Source organism: Paraburkholderia domus (genome assembly GCF_905220705.1).
In the GTDB taxonomy this organism is placed as follows: domain Bacteria; phylum Pseudomonadota; class Gammaproteobacteria; order Burkholderiales; family Burkholderiaceae; genus Paraburkholderia; species Paraburkholderia domus.
Window position 1 is genome coordinate 168836 of the sequence record NZ_CAJNAT010000006.1, and the last position, 17323, is coordinate 186158.

A 17323-nucleotide genomic window follows, 5' to 3' on the forward strand; every position below is an offset into this window, starting at 1 on the left:
AAAACCAGAGAGGCAACCGCGAACTGCGCTGCACAAGCAAGCACAAAGCAGGCAGAACAAACAGAACCAAGCCAAAACCATCAAACCAACGGCAAACAAATCTCCGTCAGCAACTCAGCCGGCGCAGTCTCCTTCGGGCTATTCAGATACTCTTCGAACACCGGCGCATCCGCCGCTTCACGCCCCGACTGTACGAGCCACGTCCCATACAACCACTCATACGCCGCACGCATATCGCTGTACGGCCCCTTGTGCCGCAACACTGCGTACTCACCGCCTTTCACATGCGCGACCGAAACCGGCGGACTCACCGTCACCGAAGCCTGAACCGGATGCGGCAACAACACCCCAGCCTTCGACCGCAACGCATTCTCTGCAACAACACCCGGATCGTCATAGTAAATCCCGATCATGCGCATCTGCCCAGCCAGCAAATTGTGTTTCGCCATCGAGCCATTCGCCAGATATCCCGCCGCCCGATGCAGTCGCAAGCGTCGCACGGTCGTCGCAACCGTCTCGCCGTACATCGCCTGAAAGATGCGATGCCAGTGATACGGCGACATGCAGGCAATTTCCGCTAGACGATCGATATCCAGCGGTTCGTCGAGGTGATCGTAAATATGGTCCAGCACGCGGCCCAGTCGAGTTTCGTAGCGAGCCCGATTGTCCGATAGGTTCATGATTGAGTAACTGACCTGTGAAAGATTGCCGAATTGACACGAACCAAAGTAACACGTCCCCATTTACCAAATCCTGCGAACTTCGCCCAAACGCGCTCGAACGGAGTTAAGCGTTCACTGACAGACCCACCCTCGAACTTTGCCGAATTTCGATAACACCTCGAATAATGGCTCACTACCATCGGCTGAAGCCTGTCCGCCCATGCACCGCAAAGCCTTGCGGCGTCGAGCAAGCGGCAACATCAGGAGAGCCCGATGAAATCAGAATCCAAAAGTCAGCACGTCGGTAAAGTCACGCATCACGAGTTGAAGCAGACGCTGGGCACGTGGCAGCTGTGGGGGATCGCGGTCGGTCTGGTCATTTCCGGCGAGTATTTCGGCTGGAGCTACGGCTGGGCGAGCGCCGGAACGCTTGGCTTCGTCATCACGGCGGTTTTCATTGCCGCGATGTACACCACCTTCATTTTCAGCTTCACCGAACTCACCACGTCGATTCCGCATGCGGGTGGGCCGTTCGCCTATGCGCGTCACGCTTTCGGTCCGACGGGCGGTTATCTTGCTGGCGCGGCGACGTTAGTCGAATTCGTCTTTGCGCCACCCGCGATTGCACTCGCGATCGGCGCCTATCTGCATGTGCAATTTCCCGGTCTCGAACCGAAACATGCTGCGATGGGCGCGTATCTCGTCTTTATGGCGTTGAATATCGTCGGCGTGCAGATTGCCGCGGCTTTCGAGTTGTGCGTGACGCTGCTCGCGATCTTCGAATTGCTGGTGTTCATGGGCGTCGTTTCGCCAGGCTTCCAGTGGTCGAATTTCACGAAAGGCGGCTGGTCCGGTTCGGACACCTTCAGCATGGGCTCGTTCCACGGCATGTTCGCGGCGATTCCCTTTGCCATCTGGTTTTTCCTCGCGATCGAAGGCGTCGCGATGGCTGCCGAAGAAGCGATGAATCCGAAGCGTTCGATTCCGATCGCCTATGTCGTTGGCATTCTGACGCTGGTACTGCTAGCCATCGGCGTAATGGTGTTCGCAGGGGCTGCTGGCGACTGGACCAAGCTCGCGAACATCAACGATCCGCTGCCGCAAGCCATGAAATTCATCGTCGGTGAACATAGCGGCTGGATGCATATGCTGGTGTGGCTCGGCCTGTTCGGGCTCGTCGCGTCGTTTCACGGCATCATCCTCGGCTACTCGCGGCAGATCTTCGCGCTGGCTCGCGCGGGGTATCTGCCGGAATGGCTCTCCAAGGTGCATCCGCGCTTCAAGACCCCGCATCGCGCGATCATCGCGGGTGGCGTGGTCGGCATTGCCGCGATCTACAGCGACGAGCTGATTCAGTTCGGCGGTCAGACGCTGACGGCGAACATCGTGACGATGTCCGTATTTGGCGCTATCGTGATGTATATCATCAGCATGTTGTCGTTGTTCAAGCTGCGCCGCTCGGACCCGAACATGGAACGCCCGTTCCGCGCGCCGCTGTTTCCGTTCTTTCCGGCGTTCGCGCTGGTGGCCGCGGTGATTTGTCTGGCAACGATGGTCTACTTTAATTTTCTGGTGGCCATCGTGTTCGCGATCTTCCTCGCGCTCGGCTACGTCTACTTCCTGTTGACGCGCCATCAACGCGAAGCGGCGCCGTCGGACGCTTTGCTCGAAGAGTGACGGATCGAGCCGCTGCGCAAGCAGCGGCGATGGAGTCTTAGAGATGAGCTACACCGAGACAATCGGCAGCCGCACTTACCGTTTCGCGGACCTGAAAACCTTGATGGCGAAAGCCAGTCCGCAACGCTCGGGCGACCAGCTCGCGGGCGTTGCGGCGGCGAGCGAAGAAGAGCGCGTCGCGGCCAAGATGGCGCTCGCCCAAGTGCCGCTGCGCACGTTTCTCAACGAAGCGCTGATCCCGTATGAAAGCGACGAGGTCACGCGTCTGGTGATCGACGATCACTCGCCGCGAGCGTTCGCTGAGATTTCGCATCTGACGGTCGGCGATTTCCGCAACTGGCTGCTGAGCAGCACGACCGATACCGACGCGCTCACGCGCATTACCGCCGGCCTCATGCCGGAGATGGTGGCGGCGGTCTCGAAGCTAATGCGCAATCAGGATCTGATCGCGGCGGCGCGTAAACGTCCGGTGATTACGCGGTTTCGCAATACGGTCGGCTTGCCGGGCCGCATGTCGGTGCGTCTGCAACCGAATCATCCGACTGACGACGTCAAAGGCATCGCAGCATCGATGCTCGACGGCCTGATGTACGGCTGCGGCGACGCGATGATCGGCATCAACCCGGCCAGCGACAATCTCGCCGCGATCACCAAGCTGTTGCTGATGATCGATGACTTCCGCCAGCGCTATCAGGTGCCGACGCAGTCGTGCGTGCTGACCCACGTCACCAACACGATTTCGGCGATTGAGAAGGGCGCGCCGGTCGATCTGGTGTTTCAGTCGGTTGCGGGTACGGAGAAGGCGAACGCGGGTTTCGGTATTTCGCTCGCGTTGTTGCAGGAAGCGTATGAAGCCGGGCTGTCGCTGAAACGCGGCACCGTCGGCAATAACCTGATGTATTTCGAAACCGGGCAGGGCAGTGCCTTGTCGGCCGATGCGCATTTCGGCGTCGATCAACAGACGTGCGAAGTGCGTGCCTATGCGGTCGCGCGCAAGTTCAATCCGTTTCTGGTAAACACAGTGGTCGGCTTCATCGGACCGGAGTATCTGTACGACGGCAAGCAGATCACGCGCGCAGGTCTTGAAGATCACTTCTGCGGGAAGCTGCTTGGCGTACCGATGGGCTGCGACATCTGCTATACGAATCACGCCGAAGCCGATCAGGACGATATGGATAATCTGCTCACGCTATTGGGCGTGGCCGGCATCAACTTCATCATGGGCATTCCAGGCGCGGACGATGTGATGCTCAACTATCAAAGCACATCCTTCCACGACGCGCTTTATGTGCGCGACGTGCTCGGCCTGCGCCGTGCACCGGAGTTCGAAGAATGGCTGGAGTCGATGCAGATCACCGACGCGCGCGGCGCGTTGCTCAGTGCATCGCTACAGCAACCGCTGCTGGAAGGTGCGAATGACTGGATGGGGATCGCATGAGCGACTTCCTCGAAAAGAACCCATGGAACGCGCTGCGGCAGTTCACCAATGCGCGCATCGCGTTGGGCCGCGCGGGTAACAGCTTGCCGACGGCGCCGTTGCTGGCGTTCAACCTGTCGCATGCGCAGGCGCGCGACGCCGTGCATCATCCGCTCGATACGGACGTGCTGCATGAACAACTACGCGCACAAAGTTTCAGCACGCTGGATGTGCATAGCGCCGCGCCTGATCGCGAGCATTATTTGCGGCGTCCGGATCTCGGCAGGCGTTTAAGCGATGAGAGCCGCGAAGCGCTCGGGCAACTCACGGTCGATTCACCCGAAGTGGTTTTCGTCATCGCCGATGGTCTCTCTGCATTCGCTGCGTCGAAGCAATCCATCCCGCTGCTGCAGGCCGTTTGCGCAAAACTCGGGGATTGGAAGATCGGTCCAGTTGTGGTCGCACGCCAGGCTCGCGTCGCGCTCGGTGACGAGATCGGCGAACTGCTCAATGCCAAACTGGTGGTGATGCTGATCGGCGAGCGTCCAGGTTTGAGTTCACCCGATAGCCTTGGCATCTATCTGACGTACGCGCCGAAAGTCGGCTGCAGTGACGCCCAACGCAACTGTATTTCGAACGTGCGTCCTGAAGGTCTGGACTATCCTGCCGCCGCGCACAAATTGCATTACCTGCTCACGCATGCGAGGCGTTTGGGCCTCACTGGCGTTGGATTGAAGGACGACAGCGATGCATTACTGACGGGTGCACCAGTAACGCCCGCAGTCAGCGACGATTCAGACTAGACATGCGTGGCTGGCGAGAGCGCGCCGGTAACGCCAGCAATTGGTAGCGATTCAACTAGCGACGCGCAGCTAACGAACCCGCGCGCCATCAACGACGACTCGAGTTCGTGCGCGACAAAGACACGCTACCTAAGCATCCGCCCGTTCTACCGGATGCGCTTCCAACCACGCGTTCTCCTCATCCTCAAACAGTCGCGAGCGCGTCAAGAACCGCAATCCGCTCGGCCGTTCCAAAGAAAACATCCCGCCATTACCCGGCACCACGTCGATGATCAACTGCGTGTGCTGCCAGTATTCGAACTGCGATTCGCTCATGTAGAACGGCACACCAGCAATCGTGCCGAGTTTCACGTCGGACGAGCCGACCATGAACTCACTCTGAGGAAACATCATTGGCGCGCTGCCGTCGCAGCATCCACCGGATTGGTGAAACAGCACGGCCCCGTGATCGGCGCACAACTTATCGATCAAATCGACCGCAGCAGGTGTGGCGATCACGCGGGCCACTTCCTTTTCATCAGCCATCACATGCCCTCGCTGAAAAAAAGCGAGCCGCGCAAAGCGGCCCGCTCGAACAGAATCGCTTACCTCATAAAGCTTAGAAGAAACCGAGCGGCTTATCGCTATAGCTGACGAGCATGTTCTTGGTCTGCTGATAGTGGTCGAGCATCATCTTGTGATTTTCTCGGCCAATGCCCGATTGCTTGTAACCACCGAACGCAGCATGTGCCGGATACGCGTGATAGCAGTTGGTCCACACGCGGCCCGCCTGGATTTCCCGGCCGAAGCGATAGGCGCGCGTACCGTCGCGTGTCCATACACCGGCACCCAGACCGTAGAGCGTATCGTTGGCGATCTCGAGCGCTTCGTCTTCGTTCTTGAAGGTCGTCACGGAAACAACCGGGCCGAAGATTTCCTCCTGGAAGATGCGCATCTTGTTGTGGCCGCGGAATACGGTCGGCTTCACGTAGTAGCCCTTGCTCAGCTCCCCACCGAGCGTGTTGCGCTCACCACCGATGAGACACTCAGCGCCTTCCTGCTTGCCGAGATCGACGTACGAGAGAATTTTTTCCAGCTGTTCCTGCGAGGCCTGCGCGCCGATCATCGTCTTCGTATCGAGCGGGTGGCCTTGCGTGATGGCAGCCACACGCTTCAACGCGCGCTCCATGAAGCGGTCGTAAATCTTCTCGTCGATCAGCACACGCGACGGGCACGTGCATACTTCACCCTGATTCAGCGCGAACATTGTGAAACCTTCGAGCGCCTTGTCGAAATAGCTGTCGTCCTCGTTCATCACGTCGGCGAAGAAAATGTTCGGGCTCTTGCCACCGAGTTCGAGCGTCACCGGAATGATGTTCTGGCTCGCGTACTGCATGATCAGGCGACCCGTCGTCGTCTCGCCCGTGAACGCGATCTTCGCAATGCGCTTGCTCGACGCGAGCGGTTTGCCGGCTTCGAGACCGAAACCGTTCACCACGTTCAGCACACCCGGCGGCAGCAAATCCTGGATCAGTTCGAGCAGGACGAGAATCGACGCAGGCGTTTGCTCGGCCGGCTTCAGCACGACGCAATTGCCGGCAGCCAATGCCGGTGCGAGCTTCCACACCGCCATCAGGATCGGGAAATTCCAGGGAATGATCTGGCCGACCACGCCGAGCGGTTCGTGAAAGTGGTACGCGACGGTGTCGTGGTCGATCTCGGAGATCGAACCTTCCTGCGCACGCACGGCGCCGGCGAAATAGCGGAAATGATCGATGGCTAGCGGGATATCCGCAGCCATGGTTTCGCGCAGCGGCTTGCCGTTGTCGATCGTTTCAGCCACGGCGATACGTTGCAGATTCGCTTCCATCCGGTCGGCGATACGGTTAAGGATGTTCGCGCGATCGGTGGTCGAGGTCTTGCCCCACGCTACCTTCGCGCGATGCGCGGCGTCGAGCGCGAGTTCGATATCGGCTTCGCGTGAACGCGGGATCGACGTGAACGGCTCGCCGGTGATCGGCGACACGTTGTCGAAGTACTCGCCGCCCACGGGCTTGACCCATTCGCCGCCGATAAAATTCGCATACTGCTTTTTGTACGGAAATTCGGTGGTTAGAAACTGCATCTCTGCGTGATTCATCTGTGTGCTCCTCACATGTATGAATGGGCTATATTCGGCGCGATATTTCGCTTGGCCGCGAAAGGCTAGAGCCAGAACTGTGCCAATGCACCGCCCTGGTGAGTTGTGCACGTGCAGCAGGCACGCCTGCCAAGCAGGGCGCGTGACACTGTTCAACTTGCCGAGGAATGAACGTCTCGTTTCTGATCAGTGTGTGCAGACTTGTTCACGAATTGAACAGGGTGTGAGCATGTGCCGCCGCGATCAAAGCAACGTAAGCCGCGAATCGATTCGGCATGAGAATTGCGTTCCGTGTCTCCTCGACAACCCGTTTTTGCAGATCCGGTATGACGATTGAATTCCGAAACGACAGCCTGACAGCACCGACGCCCGCGCAACAGCCGAGCTTTTGCGTGCAGACCTGCGTTGCCTACGACGCCGACGAGCAGGCGCGCAATCTTCACGGCTGGAGCCAGACCTACGACCAGCTGACCGCGGGCCGTTTTGTCGGCGGCCTGACGGAGTTGTGCCTCGACCACATGCAGGTGTTCGTCGAAACGACCAGCCACACGCTGAGGCAGACCTGCGAGGTACAGGAGGACGCTTACTGGTTTGGCATTCCGACTTGCCCCGAAGGGTCCGGTCGTATCGACGCCCAGGTAATCGCGGGCGATGCGCTCGCATTTCGTCCGGGCGGGATCGAATTCGAATTGCTGACCTCGGCGGGCTACGAGATTTTCGGCGTGGTGGTGAAGGGGGACGTCCTGCGCCGATATGCGGCCGAAGTGGAGCGGGTCGGTTTGGCCGACCATCTGCCGAACACGGAAGTCGTGTCGATCGGCACGGATCGCAAGGCGCGCTTGTGCGCATCGCTGCGGCAGCTTCTCGGTGACGGCGCGGCGAACGGCACGCCGCTGTCCGCGTTCGCACGCAACAATTTGCAGGCGTCGGTGCTGGCGTCGCTATTCGACGTGGGCGCGTTGGCGGCGGGGGAGCCGGTTGCAATGCCGGCGCGTGGGCGCCGTCAGTCGATCGTGGCTGAAGCGCGCGAGTACGTCCTGACTAATCGCGAGCGCGCGGTTAACGTGCCGGAGTTGTGCGAGCGACTGCATGTGAGCCGGCGCACGCTGCAATATTGCTTTCAGGACGTGCTTGGGATGGCGCCCGCCACCTATCTGCGGGCGATCCGGTTGAACGGCGCGCGACGCGATCTGTGCAATGCGGCGCCCGCGTCACGCTCGGTTCAGGACGTTGCCGCGGCGTGGGGCTTCTGGCATTTGAGCCAGTTTGCGACCGATTACAGGAAGCTGTTCGGCATGCTGCCTTCCGATACGTTGAAGGCTGGGATCAACGGCCGCGCGCAAACGGACGGCTATTCATTCGCGCATTAAGTGCATGGGGTATTGATGCGCTGAAGTGAAGCGACAAAAAAAGGGCGGCCTGCGGGCCGCCCTGTCTTTTGCCAGTTGTAGTTCCGCGAATGCGTACTACTTGCGCAACAGCCGCAAGCCGTTCGCCACCACCAACAGACTCGCGCCGACATCGGCGAATACGGCCATCCACATCGTGCCGAGACCCATCAACGTCAGCACGAGGAAGACGCTCTTGATGCCCAGCGCCAGTGTGATGTTCTGTACCAGCACCGAATGCGTCGCCTTCGACAGGCGGATGAACTGTGGAATCTTGCGCAGATCGTCGTCCATCAACGCGACGTCGGCGGTTTCGATTGCAGTATCGGTGCCCATCGCGCCCATCGCAAAGCCGATGTCTGCGCGCGCCAATGCAGGGGCGTCGTTGATGCCGTCGCCGACCATGCCCACCGTCGCACCGTCTTTCGACCAGCCGTCCACCGCGTTGAGCTTGTCCTCTGGCAACTGATTGCCGCGCGCTTCGTCAATGCCGACTTGCTGCGCGATCGCGGCTGCCGTGTGCGGGTTGTCGCCGGTGAGCATGGCGGCCCGCACGCCGAGGAGGTGCAACTCGGCGATGGCGGCGCGGCTCGTGTCCTTCACCGTATCGGCGACGGCGAACAGCGCGAGCACGCGTTCGGCATCCACCAGCATCACGACGGTTTTGCCTTGCCCCTCGAGTGTGTCCAGCCGCGCTTCGAGCGACGCCGTGCAGCGTCCGAGCTCTTCGACCAGCCGATGATTGCCGAGCCAATACGGCAGGCCGTCGACTTCGCCGCGTACGCCGCGTCCCGGCAAGGCCTCGAATGCATCGACCGTGACGTTCGACATGCCTTCGGCTTGAGCCGCCGCCGCAATCGCCATCGACACCGGATGATCCGAACGACCCGCAAGGCTCGCTGCGAGTGTCTTGCTACGAACCACATCGACGTCAGCCAGCATTTCAAACTCGGTTTGCACCGGCTTGCCGTGCGTGATCGTGCCGGTCTTGTCGAGCGCGAGCCAGCTCAGCTTGCGGCCCTGTTCAAGGTAGGCGCCGCCCTTGATCAGGATGCCCTTGCGGGCGGCAGCCGCGAGACCGCTGACGATCGTCACCGGCGTCGAGATCACCAGCGCGCACGGACAGGCGATCACCAGCATCACCAGCGCCTTGTAAACCCACTCGTGCCACAACCCGCCGAACAGCAGCGGCGGCAGCACCGCCACGGCCAGCGCGACGGCGAACACGATTGGCGTATAGACCCGCGCGAACTGGTCGACGAAACGCTGCGTCGGCGCTTTGGTGCCTTGCGCTTCTTCGACCGCGTGAATGATGCGCGCGAGCGTCGTGTTGCTGGCTGCGGCCGTCACGCGATAGTCGAACGAACCGGCCTGGTTGATCGTGCCGGCGAACACCGCGTCGCCCACGGTCTTGTCGACCGGCAGGCTTTCGCCGGTGATCGGCGCCTGATCGACGCTCGAGCGGCCCGTGACGATTTCGCCGTCGAGCGCAATTCTCTCGCCCGGCTTCACGCGCACCACCGTGCCCAGCGCGATCGCTTTGAGGTCCGTGAGTTGCCAACCGCCGTCCGCTTGCTGCACGTTCGCCTGTTCGGGCGTGAGTTGCATCAAGCCCTGGATGGCATTGCGGGCGCGGTCGAGCGACTTCGCTTCGATCAGTTCGGCGATCGTGAAGAGCACCATCACCATGGCGGCTTCCGGCCACTGCTGCAGGACCAGCGCGCCGGTGACTGCAATGCTCATCAGCGCGTTGATGTTGAGATTGCCGTTGCGAATCGCGAGCCAGCCCTTTCTGTATGTCGTGAGACCACAGGAGGCGATGGCGAGGACCGCCAGACCCGCAGCCAGCCAGACAGGGGCGCCAAGCCAGCCGGCGGCCTCTGAGCCCACCGCAGCAATGCCTGCGAGCGCCAGCGGCCACCACGGCTTGGCCGGCGCTTGAGGGGCGGCTGCCGCGTCCGGGTTCGCATCGGCCAGTTCCGGCGTGAAGTCGAGCGAACGGATCGCAGCGAGTATCGAGTCGAGGGCATCCGGCGCGTGGACGACGGTCAGCACGCGCTGCATCAGGTTGAAGTCCATGCTGCGCACGTACGGCATGCGGCTGAATTTCTTGCGAATCAGCGCTTCTTCGGTCGGACAGTCCATCTGCATGATGCGGATCGCGGTGCGCACGTCATTGCCGATGGCTTCCGATTGCGGCAGCTTGACCGGCGCGGCTGCGGCGTGCGGCGTTCCGCAGCAGCCTGCCTCGGCGTGGCTGTGCCCAGGGGCATCGCTATGGGTGTGGCCGTGCGCTTTGTGGTCATGGCCGCAACTGTCGTCGTGAGCGTGCGCATGCCCAAGTTCGCGAACACGTGCTTTGGCGCTATGACTGCAGCTTTCGCCGTGCTCATGAGCGTCTTCCTGAGCATGCGCCTGGTGGCCGTGGCCGCAGCTTTCACCATGCCCGTGGGTGTGAGCGTCATCTTCGGCATGCACGTGGACATGCCCTTCATGCCCGTGGGCACGGGCTTTGGCCTGTTCCGGGCGGTCCGCTTCGGCGAGGTTGGCTTGAGGCATGGGTGGCTTCCTGGTTCGATTTGTGGTCTAGTAAACACCTTGAAGCCACTACAAGGTCAAGGCCGCAATCCGGAGGGTCCATGAAAATTGGCGAATTGGCGAAAATCGCCCATTGCACGACCGAAACCATCCGTTTCTACGAAAAAGAGGGGCTGTTGCCCGAAGCGGAGCGCACCGAGGCCAATTACCGCAGCTACACGGCGAGGCACGTCGAACGCCTGCGCTTCATTCGCAATTGCCGTGCGCTCGATATGACCCACGACGAAATCCGTGCGCTGCTGCGTCTAACGGACGCGCCGGCGGACGGCTGCGGCGGCATCAATGCCCTGATTGACGAGCACATTGCGCACGTCGACACGCGCATCGAGGAATTGAAGCAACTGAAAGTGCAACTGACCACGCTGCGCGAGCAATGCCATGGCGAACAGGCCGTCGAAGACTGCGGCATCGTCCAGGGCCTCACCGACATGGACGTCAGCGCGACGCGTGCGCGGCATACGCATCTGGGTTGACGCGTTCCGCCCCTATTGACGGCGGCGCCGATCGCGGCAGTGACGGCATTTACGGCTGGGCCGCGTCGACGGCCCACCCAATCAACAATCGAATCCAGTTGGAGAATCAACGTGTTTACCTGTAGAAACCAGCCCTGCGGCGAGCAGTGGGAAATGTCGGACGTCGTCATCAAGAATGAAGGGCAGGGGCTTCTGTTCCGTTGCCCGATGTGTGGCGCGCGCAATTACGTCGAGCGTTTCGACGGGGAAGATGGCTCCGTGCTGTACGAGCAGATCGAAGGTCGCCCCGCCACCGGCCCCATGGCCGAGTAGTCCCTAGCCTTCAGCCTCTTCAGTCGATAGCGAGCCATCACTCTATGAACAGTCCCACACAAGCCGGCGCGCCGTTTAGCCAGCTACCGCTACCGCCCGCCACGCTCGCCAATCTGACGCAGCTCGGCTATGTCGAGATGACGCCGATTCAGGCAGCCAGTCTGCCGATCGCACTGGCCGGCAACGATCTGATCGCCCAGGCGAAAACCGGCAGCGGCAAGACCGCGGCGTTTTCGCTGGCGCTGCTTAACCGCCTCGACGTGCGCAACTTCGCCGTGCAGGCGATGGTGCTGTGCCCGACACGCGAACTCGCCGACCAGGTCACGCAGGAAATCCGCCGTCTGGCGCGCGCTGAAGAAAACATCAAGGTGCTGACGCTGTGCGGCGGTACGCCGATGCGTCCGCAAACCGCCAGCCTCGAACACGGTGCGCATATCGTGGTCGGCACGCCGGGCCGGATCATGGATCACCTCGAGCGGGGCAGCCTGCCGTTGCAGTCGCTCAATACGCTGGTGCTCGACGAAGCCGACCGCATGCTCGACATGGGTTTCTTCGACGACATCGCCACGGTCGTGAAGCAATGCCCGAAAGAGCGCCAAACACTGCTGTTTTCCGCGACGTACCCCGAAGGGATCGCCAAACTCAGCCAGCAATTCCTGCGCAATCCGAAGGAAGTGAAGCTCGCCGAGCGGCACGACAACACCAAGATTCGTCAGCGCTTCTATGAAGTGACCGAAGACCAGCGTCTGCATGCCGTCGGTCTGCTGCTGAACCACTATCGTCCGGTGAGCACGCTGGCGTTCTGCAACACCAAGCAGCAATGCCGCGATCTGCTCGACGTGCTGCGCGCGCAGGGTTTTCATGCGCTCGCGCTGCATGGCGAACTCGATCAGCGTGAACGCGATCAGGTGCTGATCCAGTTCGCGAACCGCAGTTGCTCGGTGCTGGTCGCCACCGACGTTGCTTCGCGTGGTCTCGACATCGCCGAGCTCGAAGCGGTGATCAACGTCGACGTGACGCCGGACCCGGAAGTGCACGTGCACCGCATCGGCCGCACGGGTCGCGCCGATCAGGAAGGCTGGGCGCTCAGTCTCGCGAGCATGAACGAGATGGGTCGCGTGGGCAGTCTCGAACAGGCGCAAAAGCGTGAAGTCGAGTGGCACAAGCTGGCTGATCTCAAGCCGGCGAGCAACGAACGGCTGCTGCCGCCGATGGAAACGCTGCAGATTCTCGGCGGCCGTAAGGAAAAAATCCGTCCGGGCGACGTGCTCGGCGCGCTCACTGGCGAGGCAGGTTTCGCTGGTTCGCAGATCGGCAAGATCAACGTGACCGAAATGTCGACCTATGTGGCCGTGGAACGCAGCATCGCGCGCGAGGCAATGCGCAAGCTCAGCGGCGGCAAGGTGAAGGGCAAGAAGGTCAAAGTCCGCATGATGGACGACGCCTGATCGTCCACTGGTCGATTAACCGGCTGATAACGGCTGCGATCGCGCGATCGCAGCCGTCCTGCCCGCATCACATTACGTCATACCTCGGCTGTTTTCCGCGCGCCCCGCGCGGCTGCATTTCTTCCGCTAAACCCCCGATTTCATTGCCTTAGCCCGCCCCAGCACGGCATTGCGCGAGCCATGACGTAAACGCATGCCGCGCATGACAAAGTTTCGATTGTGACCGTTCTTTGGCTGATGCCTAATTCATCAAACCGGATGGGACCGCCACGCCGTTGGCAGTTCGCGAATCCGCTGCCGGATGGAGAAAGGGAGAAAAGCCTTATGCAGAGCGCCATGCAAGCCCGCTCGAAACTGCCTGACGTAGGCACGACAATTTTTACCGTGATTGGCCAACTGGCCGCCCAACACGATGCGCTGAACCTGTCGCAAGGTGCGCCGAATTTCGCGCCCGACGCGAAACTGATCGACGGTGTCGCGCAAGCCATGCGCGCCGGTCATAACCAGTACGCGCCGATGGCCGGCATCGCCGCCCTGCGCGAAGCGCTCGCCGACAAGGTCGAGACGCTGTATGGCGTGCGCTACGACCCGTCGAGCGAAGTCACCGTGATCGCCAGTGCCAGCGAAGGCCTGTATTCGACGATCAGCGCATTGGTGCATCCCGGCGATGAAGTGATTTACTTCGAGCCGTCATTCGATAGCTACGGCCCAATCGTTCGCCTGCAAGGCGCGACGCCGATTCCGATCAAATTGTCGCTGACCGATTTCCGCGTGGACTGGGACGAGGTCGCCGCCGCGATCACGCCGAAGACGCGCATGATCATCATCAACACGCCGCACAACCCGACCGCGACCGTGTTCAGCGAGGCCGACATCGCGCGTCTGAAGGCCGTGACGCGCAATACCGACATCGTGATTCTGGCCGACGAAGTCTACGAACACGTGGTGTTCGACGGCGCCGAACATCAGAGCATGGCCTGCGATTCCGAACTCGCGGAGCGCAGCGTGATCGTGTCGTCGTTCGGTAAGTCGTATCACGTGACCGGTTGGCGCGTGGGCTATTGCCTCGCCCCCGCGGCGCTCATGGACGAGATTCGCAAAGTCCATCAGTTCATGGTGTTTTCTGCCGATACGCCGATGCAGTACGCGTTTGTCGATGCGTTGGCCAATCGCGAGAGCTATCTCGGTCTGTCCGCGTTCTATCAGAAGAAGCGTGATCTGCTGGCCCACGCGCTGCGCGAGTCGCGTTTCGAGTTACTGCCGAGCGAAGGCAGCTTCTTCATGCTCGCGCGTTTCCGTGGTTTCTCCGAGGAAAGCGATAGCGATTTCGTGCTGCGCCTGATTCGCGATGCGCGCGTCGCGACGATTCCGTTGTCGGCGTTTTATACCGACGGCACGGACTCCGGTTTGATCCGCCTGAGCTTCTCGAAGGACGACGCGACCTTGATCGAAGGCGCGCGGCGGTTGTGCGAAATCTGATCAACAATATCGAAGAAAAAGGGACCCGTTATGAAGTTGCTCAAGCCTCTATTGGCGCTGGCCTGCGCATTCACGTCGATCGCTGCATCGTCTGCCGCGATCGCCGCCGACACATCGACGCTGCGTTTCGGACTCGAGGCGCAGTATCCGCCGTTTGAGTCGAAAGGGCCGAACGGCGAACTGCAGGGTCTCGACGTCGACGTCGGCAACGCCGTTTGCGCTGCTGCGCATGTGACGTGCAAATGGGTTGAAACCTCGTTCGACGGCTTGATTCCTGCGCTGCAGGGCCGCAAGTTCGACGCGATCAATTCGGCGATGAACGCGACAGAACAGCGCCGCCAGGCGATCGACTTCACGACCGTGGTGTATCGCGTGCCGACGCAGTTGATCGCGAAGCGCGACAGCGGTTTGCTGCCGACACCGGCATCGTTGAAAGGCAAACGCGTCGGCGTGTTGCAGGCATCGATTCAGGAAACCTACGCGAAGACGCATTGGGAACCGGCTGGCGTGACCATCGTGCCGTATCAGGATCAGAACCAGGTTTATACGGATCTCGTGGCGGGGCGCCTCGACGCGACACTCGTTCTCGCGCCGGCCGGTCAGACGGGTTTTCTGTCGAAGCCTAGTGGCAAGGACTATGCGTTCGTCGGGCAGCCGGTGCGCGATGACAAGATCCTCGGCAGCGGTATTGCGTATGGGATTCGCAAAGGCGACACCGCGCTGCGTGACCAACTGAACGCGGCGATCGCGAAGGTCCAGGCCGACGGCACGGTCAAGACGCTGGCGGCGAAGTACCTCGGCAATATCGACGTCACAGCGAAGTAACCTATTGACCGTGCGCGGCGGGCGCCGCATTGCGATCGACGCCGCGAAATTCGTTCTCGGCGTTGACCATGCGGCGCTTGAGCATCGGCACGTTGTTCACGACTCGCAAGCTGGTACGCATGGCACTCAACGCCATTCTTCCAACCACCGGCCGATGTAGCGCACTGCTCGCATCGAACTGCTTGCGCGACTCGGCGACCGCGTGAAAGCCGTAGCGGCGCATTTCCTCCTCGTAACCCGCGACGGCGTCGTGGCCCGACAGCTTGCCCTGCTGTGCATCGGCGAGACGCGTGGCGAGTAGCGCGGCATCGCGCAGCGCGGTGTTCGCACCGACGCCGCGTCCCGGCGTCATCAGATGCACCGCGTCACCCAGGACTGTGACGTTGGTGGTCGGCCACGCATCGACCGGAACCGACGTGCGCACGTCGACGCTGAAGGCGGTGGACGGATCCGATGCGCGAATCAGCGCGCGCAGATTGGGATGCCAGCCATCGGTGATCTGCGTGGCGAGCGCGAGTAACGCGGCTTGTCCGAGCGATTTGGGATCGGCAGGCAAGTTGTGCAATGCGCCCCAGACACCCCACATCAGATAGTCGCGCGTGTTGTCGTAGAGCAATCCAGGCCAATTCGAAAGCAACTCGGCGTCGTTGTTGCCAATGCCGTCCTTCATTCCGTCGCCGTCAGCGCGCCACGGAAATTCCATCACATGCACGATGCCACCAAAGCCCTTCGGCGCGTTGATCAGCGTGATGCCGTCGAGCACCTTCGGCGGCAACAGCGCGCGTGACGTTTCGTCCATGGGCACCTTCGCGCCGATGCTGACGATGCCGGTGTTTTCCAGCCGTGCGTGCGGCAGCAATTGGCGGCGCACCTTCGAGCGCGCGCCGTCCGCACCGATCAGCAGATCCGCCGTGGCGTGGGTGCCGTCCTCGAAATGCGCGGTGACACTGCCGTCGGCGTTCTGCTCGTACGACGTGAAGGTCTTGTCGAAATGCACGTGCGCTTCGAGGCCCGTGAGCAGCACTTGCCGAAGCGTCATCCGGCTGACCGATTTGCCGCCGCTCATCGATTCGTCTTCGAGCGGCACTGTGAGTAATTCGGTCATGCGCTCGGTCAGGATGTTGAAGTGGCCGGGCGTGCGTGCGCAGGTCGCCAGAAACGTCGCATAGAGTTCCGGCGCAAGGCATGCTTTGAGCGACGCGAGCCCGTGCGGATTGATGCCGACGCGATAGCCCTGCAAACCGTCCGCGCGCGTGCGGTCGCGTTCGTAGACATTCACGTTGATGCCGGCGCGCTTCAACCCGTGCGCAAGACAGAGGCCGCCTGTGCCGGCCCCGATCACGATCACCTCCATGGGTTCACGACTCATGACTTCGCCTCCTTTTTTGCGGCAGGTTGGGCCGGCCTGTACTTGGTTTCGCCGGCCGGCAGCGTGAAGCGTTGCGCAATTTCTTCAAGCCATTCCGGACTCCAGGTCAGCGTGCCGGCCTTCAGATCGGCCACTACGCTGCGAACCCAGTTCAGCTCGACAACCAGTTGCGCGCGCACCAGTTCGCCTTCGAGCAGGAAAAGCCGCGGCACCTGGATCTGGGTGGCTTGTTCAGTGGCGTCGTCGAATCGGGTCAATTCCCGTTCAAGTGCGCCGATGCGGGTCTCGAGCTGACGGCACACATCTTCTGGCGAGAGCAGCGGCAGGAAAGAGAGTGCGGCCGGAAACGCCGGGAAATCGCGGGCGGGCTGCGCAAGCTGCTCGCGCAGCCACAGACGGGCAGTGTCGCGGCCGGCTTCGGTAATTTCATAGACCGTGCGCTCGGGGAACGCGCCGTCGCGTTCCGTTTCGCGGATGGCGATCAGGTCGCCGCGCACCAGGCGATCGATCGTTTGGTACAGGCTGTTTCGCTGACCGACATTGATGACCTCGTCCTTGCCGCGCGCTTTGATCAGCTGTTGCATTCGGTATGGATGCATCGGCGCTTCGGTGAGCATGGCGAGGACGGCGAGAGCGAGCGGAGAGTGGCGGACCATGTTCAATATGTCGGGAAGCTAGTCTTTGTTGATCTAGTCATAATATAACTATATTTCTGAGACTGGCAAGCGCGGATTTTCGGAGGATTCGACGAGA

Annotated in this window: 15 protein-coding genes; 9 read left to right on the plus strand and 6 right to left on the minus strand. The window is 61.2% G+C overall.

The window, feature by feature from the left end:
• Nucleotides 1–80 precede the first annotated feature (80 nt).
• Nucleotides 81–680, minus strand: a complete 600-nt coding sequence (locus tag KHO31_RS14095; RefSeq protein WP_211623583.1) for an AraC family transcriptional regulator — start codon at nt 678–680, stop codon at nt 81–83.
• Between the two features lie 255 nt (nt 681–935).
• Here KHO31_RS14095 and eat point away from each other — a divergent pair, with 255 nt between their 5' ends.
• Genes eat through eutC form a run of 3 tightly spaced genes read left to right on the plus strand, consistent with a single transcriptional unit; the run spans nt 936 to nt 4559 of the window.
• Nucleotides 936–2339, plus strand: a complete 1404-nt coding sequence (eat, locus tag KHO31_RS14100) for an ethanolamine permease (RefSeq protein ID WP_211623584.1) — start codon at nt 936–938, stop codon at nt 2337–2339.
• Nucleotides 2340–2382: 43 nt separating this feature from the next.
• Nucleotides 2383–3777, plus strand: a complete 1395-nt coding sequence (locus KHO31_RS14105) for an ethanolamine ammonia-lyase subunit EutB (RefSeq protein ID WP_211623585.1) — start codon at nt 2383–2385, stop codon at nt 3775–3777.
• The gene (gene eutC / locus KHO31_RS14110) at nt 3774–4559 is read left to right on the plus strand and encodes an ethanolamine ammonia-lyase subunit EutC (protein ID WP_201071757.1); all 786 of its coding nucleotides are present in this window, start codon (nt 3774–3776) and stop codon (nt 4557–4559) included. The genes KHO31_RS14105 and eutC overlap by 4 nt, the downstream gene beginning before the upstream one ends.
• Nucleotides 4560–4688: 129 nt before the next feature.
• On the opposite strand, the gene KHO31_RS14115 is transcribed toward eutC, so the two are convergent.
• Together KHO31_RS14115 and adh are read right to left on the minus strand one after the other, a co-directional pair.
• The gene (locus KHO31_RS14115) at nt 4689–5084 is read right to left on the minus strand and encodes a DUF779 domain-containing protein (RefSeq protein WP_211623586.1); all 396 of its coding nucleotides are present in this window, start codon (nt 5082–5084) and stop codon (nt 4689–4691) included.
• Nucleotides 5085–5157: 73 nt separating this feature from the next.
• The gene (gene adh / locus KHO31_RS14120) at nt 5158–6678 is read right to left on the minus strand and encodes an aldehyde dehydrogenase (RefSeq protein WP_201071761.1); all 1521 of its coding nucleotides are present in this window, start codon (nt 6676–6678) and stop codon (nt 5158–5160) included.
• 326 nt (nt 6679–7004) lie between these two features.
• Here adh and KHO31_RS14125 point away from each other — a divergent pair, with 326 nt between their 5' ends.
• Entirely contained in the window at nt 7005–8048 is a 1044-nt protein-coding gene (locus tag KHO31_RS14125; RefSeq protein WP_211623587.1) for a helix-turn-helix domain-containing protein, read from the plus strand.
• Nucleotides 8049–8144: 96 nt separating this feature from the next.
• Here the strand turns inward: KHO31_RS14125 and KHO31_RS14130 are convergent, their stop codons facing one another.
• Nucleotides 8145–10625, minus strand: coding sequence for a heavy metal translocating P-type ATPase (locus KHO31_RS14130; RefSeq protein ID WP_211623589.1), 2481 nt, complete (start codon nt 10623–10625; stop codon nt 8145–8147).
• A gap of 80 nt (nt 10626–10705) precedes the next feature.
• On the opposite strand from KHO31_RS14130, the gene cadR reads away from it, so the two are divergent.
• The 5 genes from cadR to KHO31_RS14155 all read left to right on the plus strand — a co-directional run bounded on the left by cadR (nt 10706) and on the right by KHO31_RS14155 (nt 15201).
• Complete coding sequence (gene cadR, locus KHO31_RS14135; RefSeq protein ID WP_201071767.1) at nt 10706–11137, plus strand: Cd(II)/Pb(II)-responsive transcriptional regulator; 432 nt, start codon at nt 10706–10708, stop codon at nt 11135–11137.
• 111 nt (nt 11138–11248) lie between these two features.
• On the plus strand, nt 11249–11449 hold the full coding sequence (locus tag KHO31_RS14140; RefSeq protein WP_028197690.1) for a hypothetical protein: 201 nt from the start codon (nt 11249–11251) through the stop codon (nt 11447–11449).
• 44 nt (nt 11450–11493) lie between these two features.
• Nucleotides 11494–12897, plus strand: a complete 1404-nt coding sequence (dbpA, locus tag KHO31_RS14145; protein ID WP_074285770.1) for an ATP-dependent RNA helicase DbpA — start codon at nt 11494–11496, stop codon at nt 12895–12897.
• Nucleotides 12898–13221: 324 nt separating this feature from the next.
• Nucleotides 13222–14376, plus strand: a complete 1155-nt coding sequence (locus KHO31_RS14150) for a pyridoxal phosphate-dependent aminotransferase (protein WP_201071773.1) — start codon at nt 13222–13224, stop codon at nt 14374–14376.
• A 30-nt stretch (nt 14377–14406) separates the two neighbouring features.
• Nucleotides 14407–15201 carry an ABC transporter substrate-binding protein gene (locus tag KHO31_RS14155; protein ID WP_201085921.1) on the plus strand — a complete coding sequence of 265 codons (795 nt, stop codon included), beginning with the start codon at nt 14407–14409 and terminating at the stop codon, nt 15199–15201.
• Between the two features lies 1 nt (nt 15202).
• Here the strand turns inward: KHO31_RS14155 and KHO31_RS14160 are convergent, their stop codons facing one another.
• The gene (locus KHO31_RS14160; protein ID WP_201085920.1) at nt 15203–16570 is read right to left on the minus strand and encodes an FAD-dependent oxidoreductase; all 1368 of its coding nucleotides are present in this window, start codon (nt 16568–16570) and stop codon (nt 15203–15205) included.
• A complete protein-coding gene (locus KHO31_RS14165; protein ID WP_201071779.1) occupies nt 16567–17226 on the minus strand; it encodes a PadR family transcriptional regulator in 660 nt (219 codons plus the stop codon). Before KHO31_RS14165 ends, KHO31_RS14160 begins: the two co-directional genes overlap by 4 nt.
• Nucleotides 17227–17323: the final 97 nt, after the last annotated feature.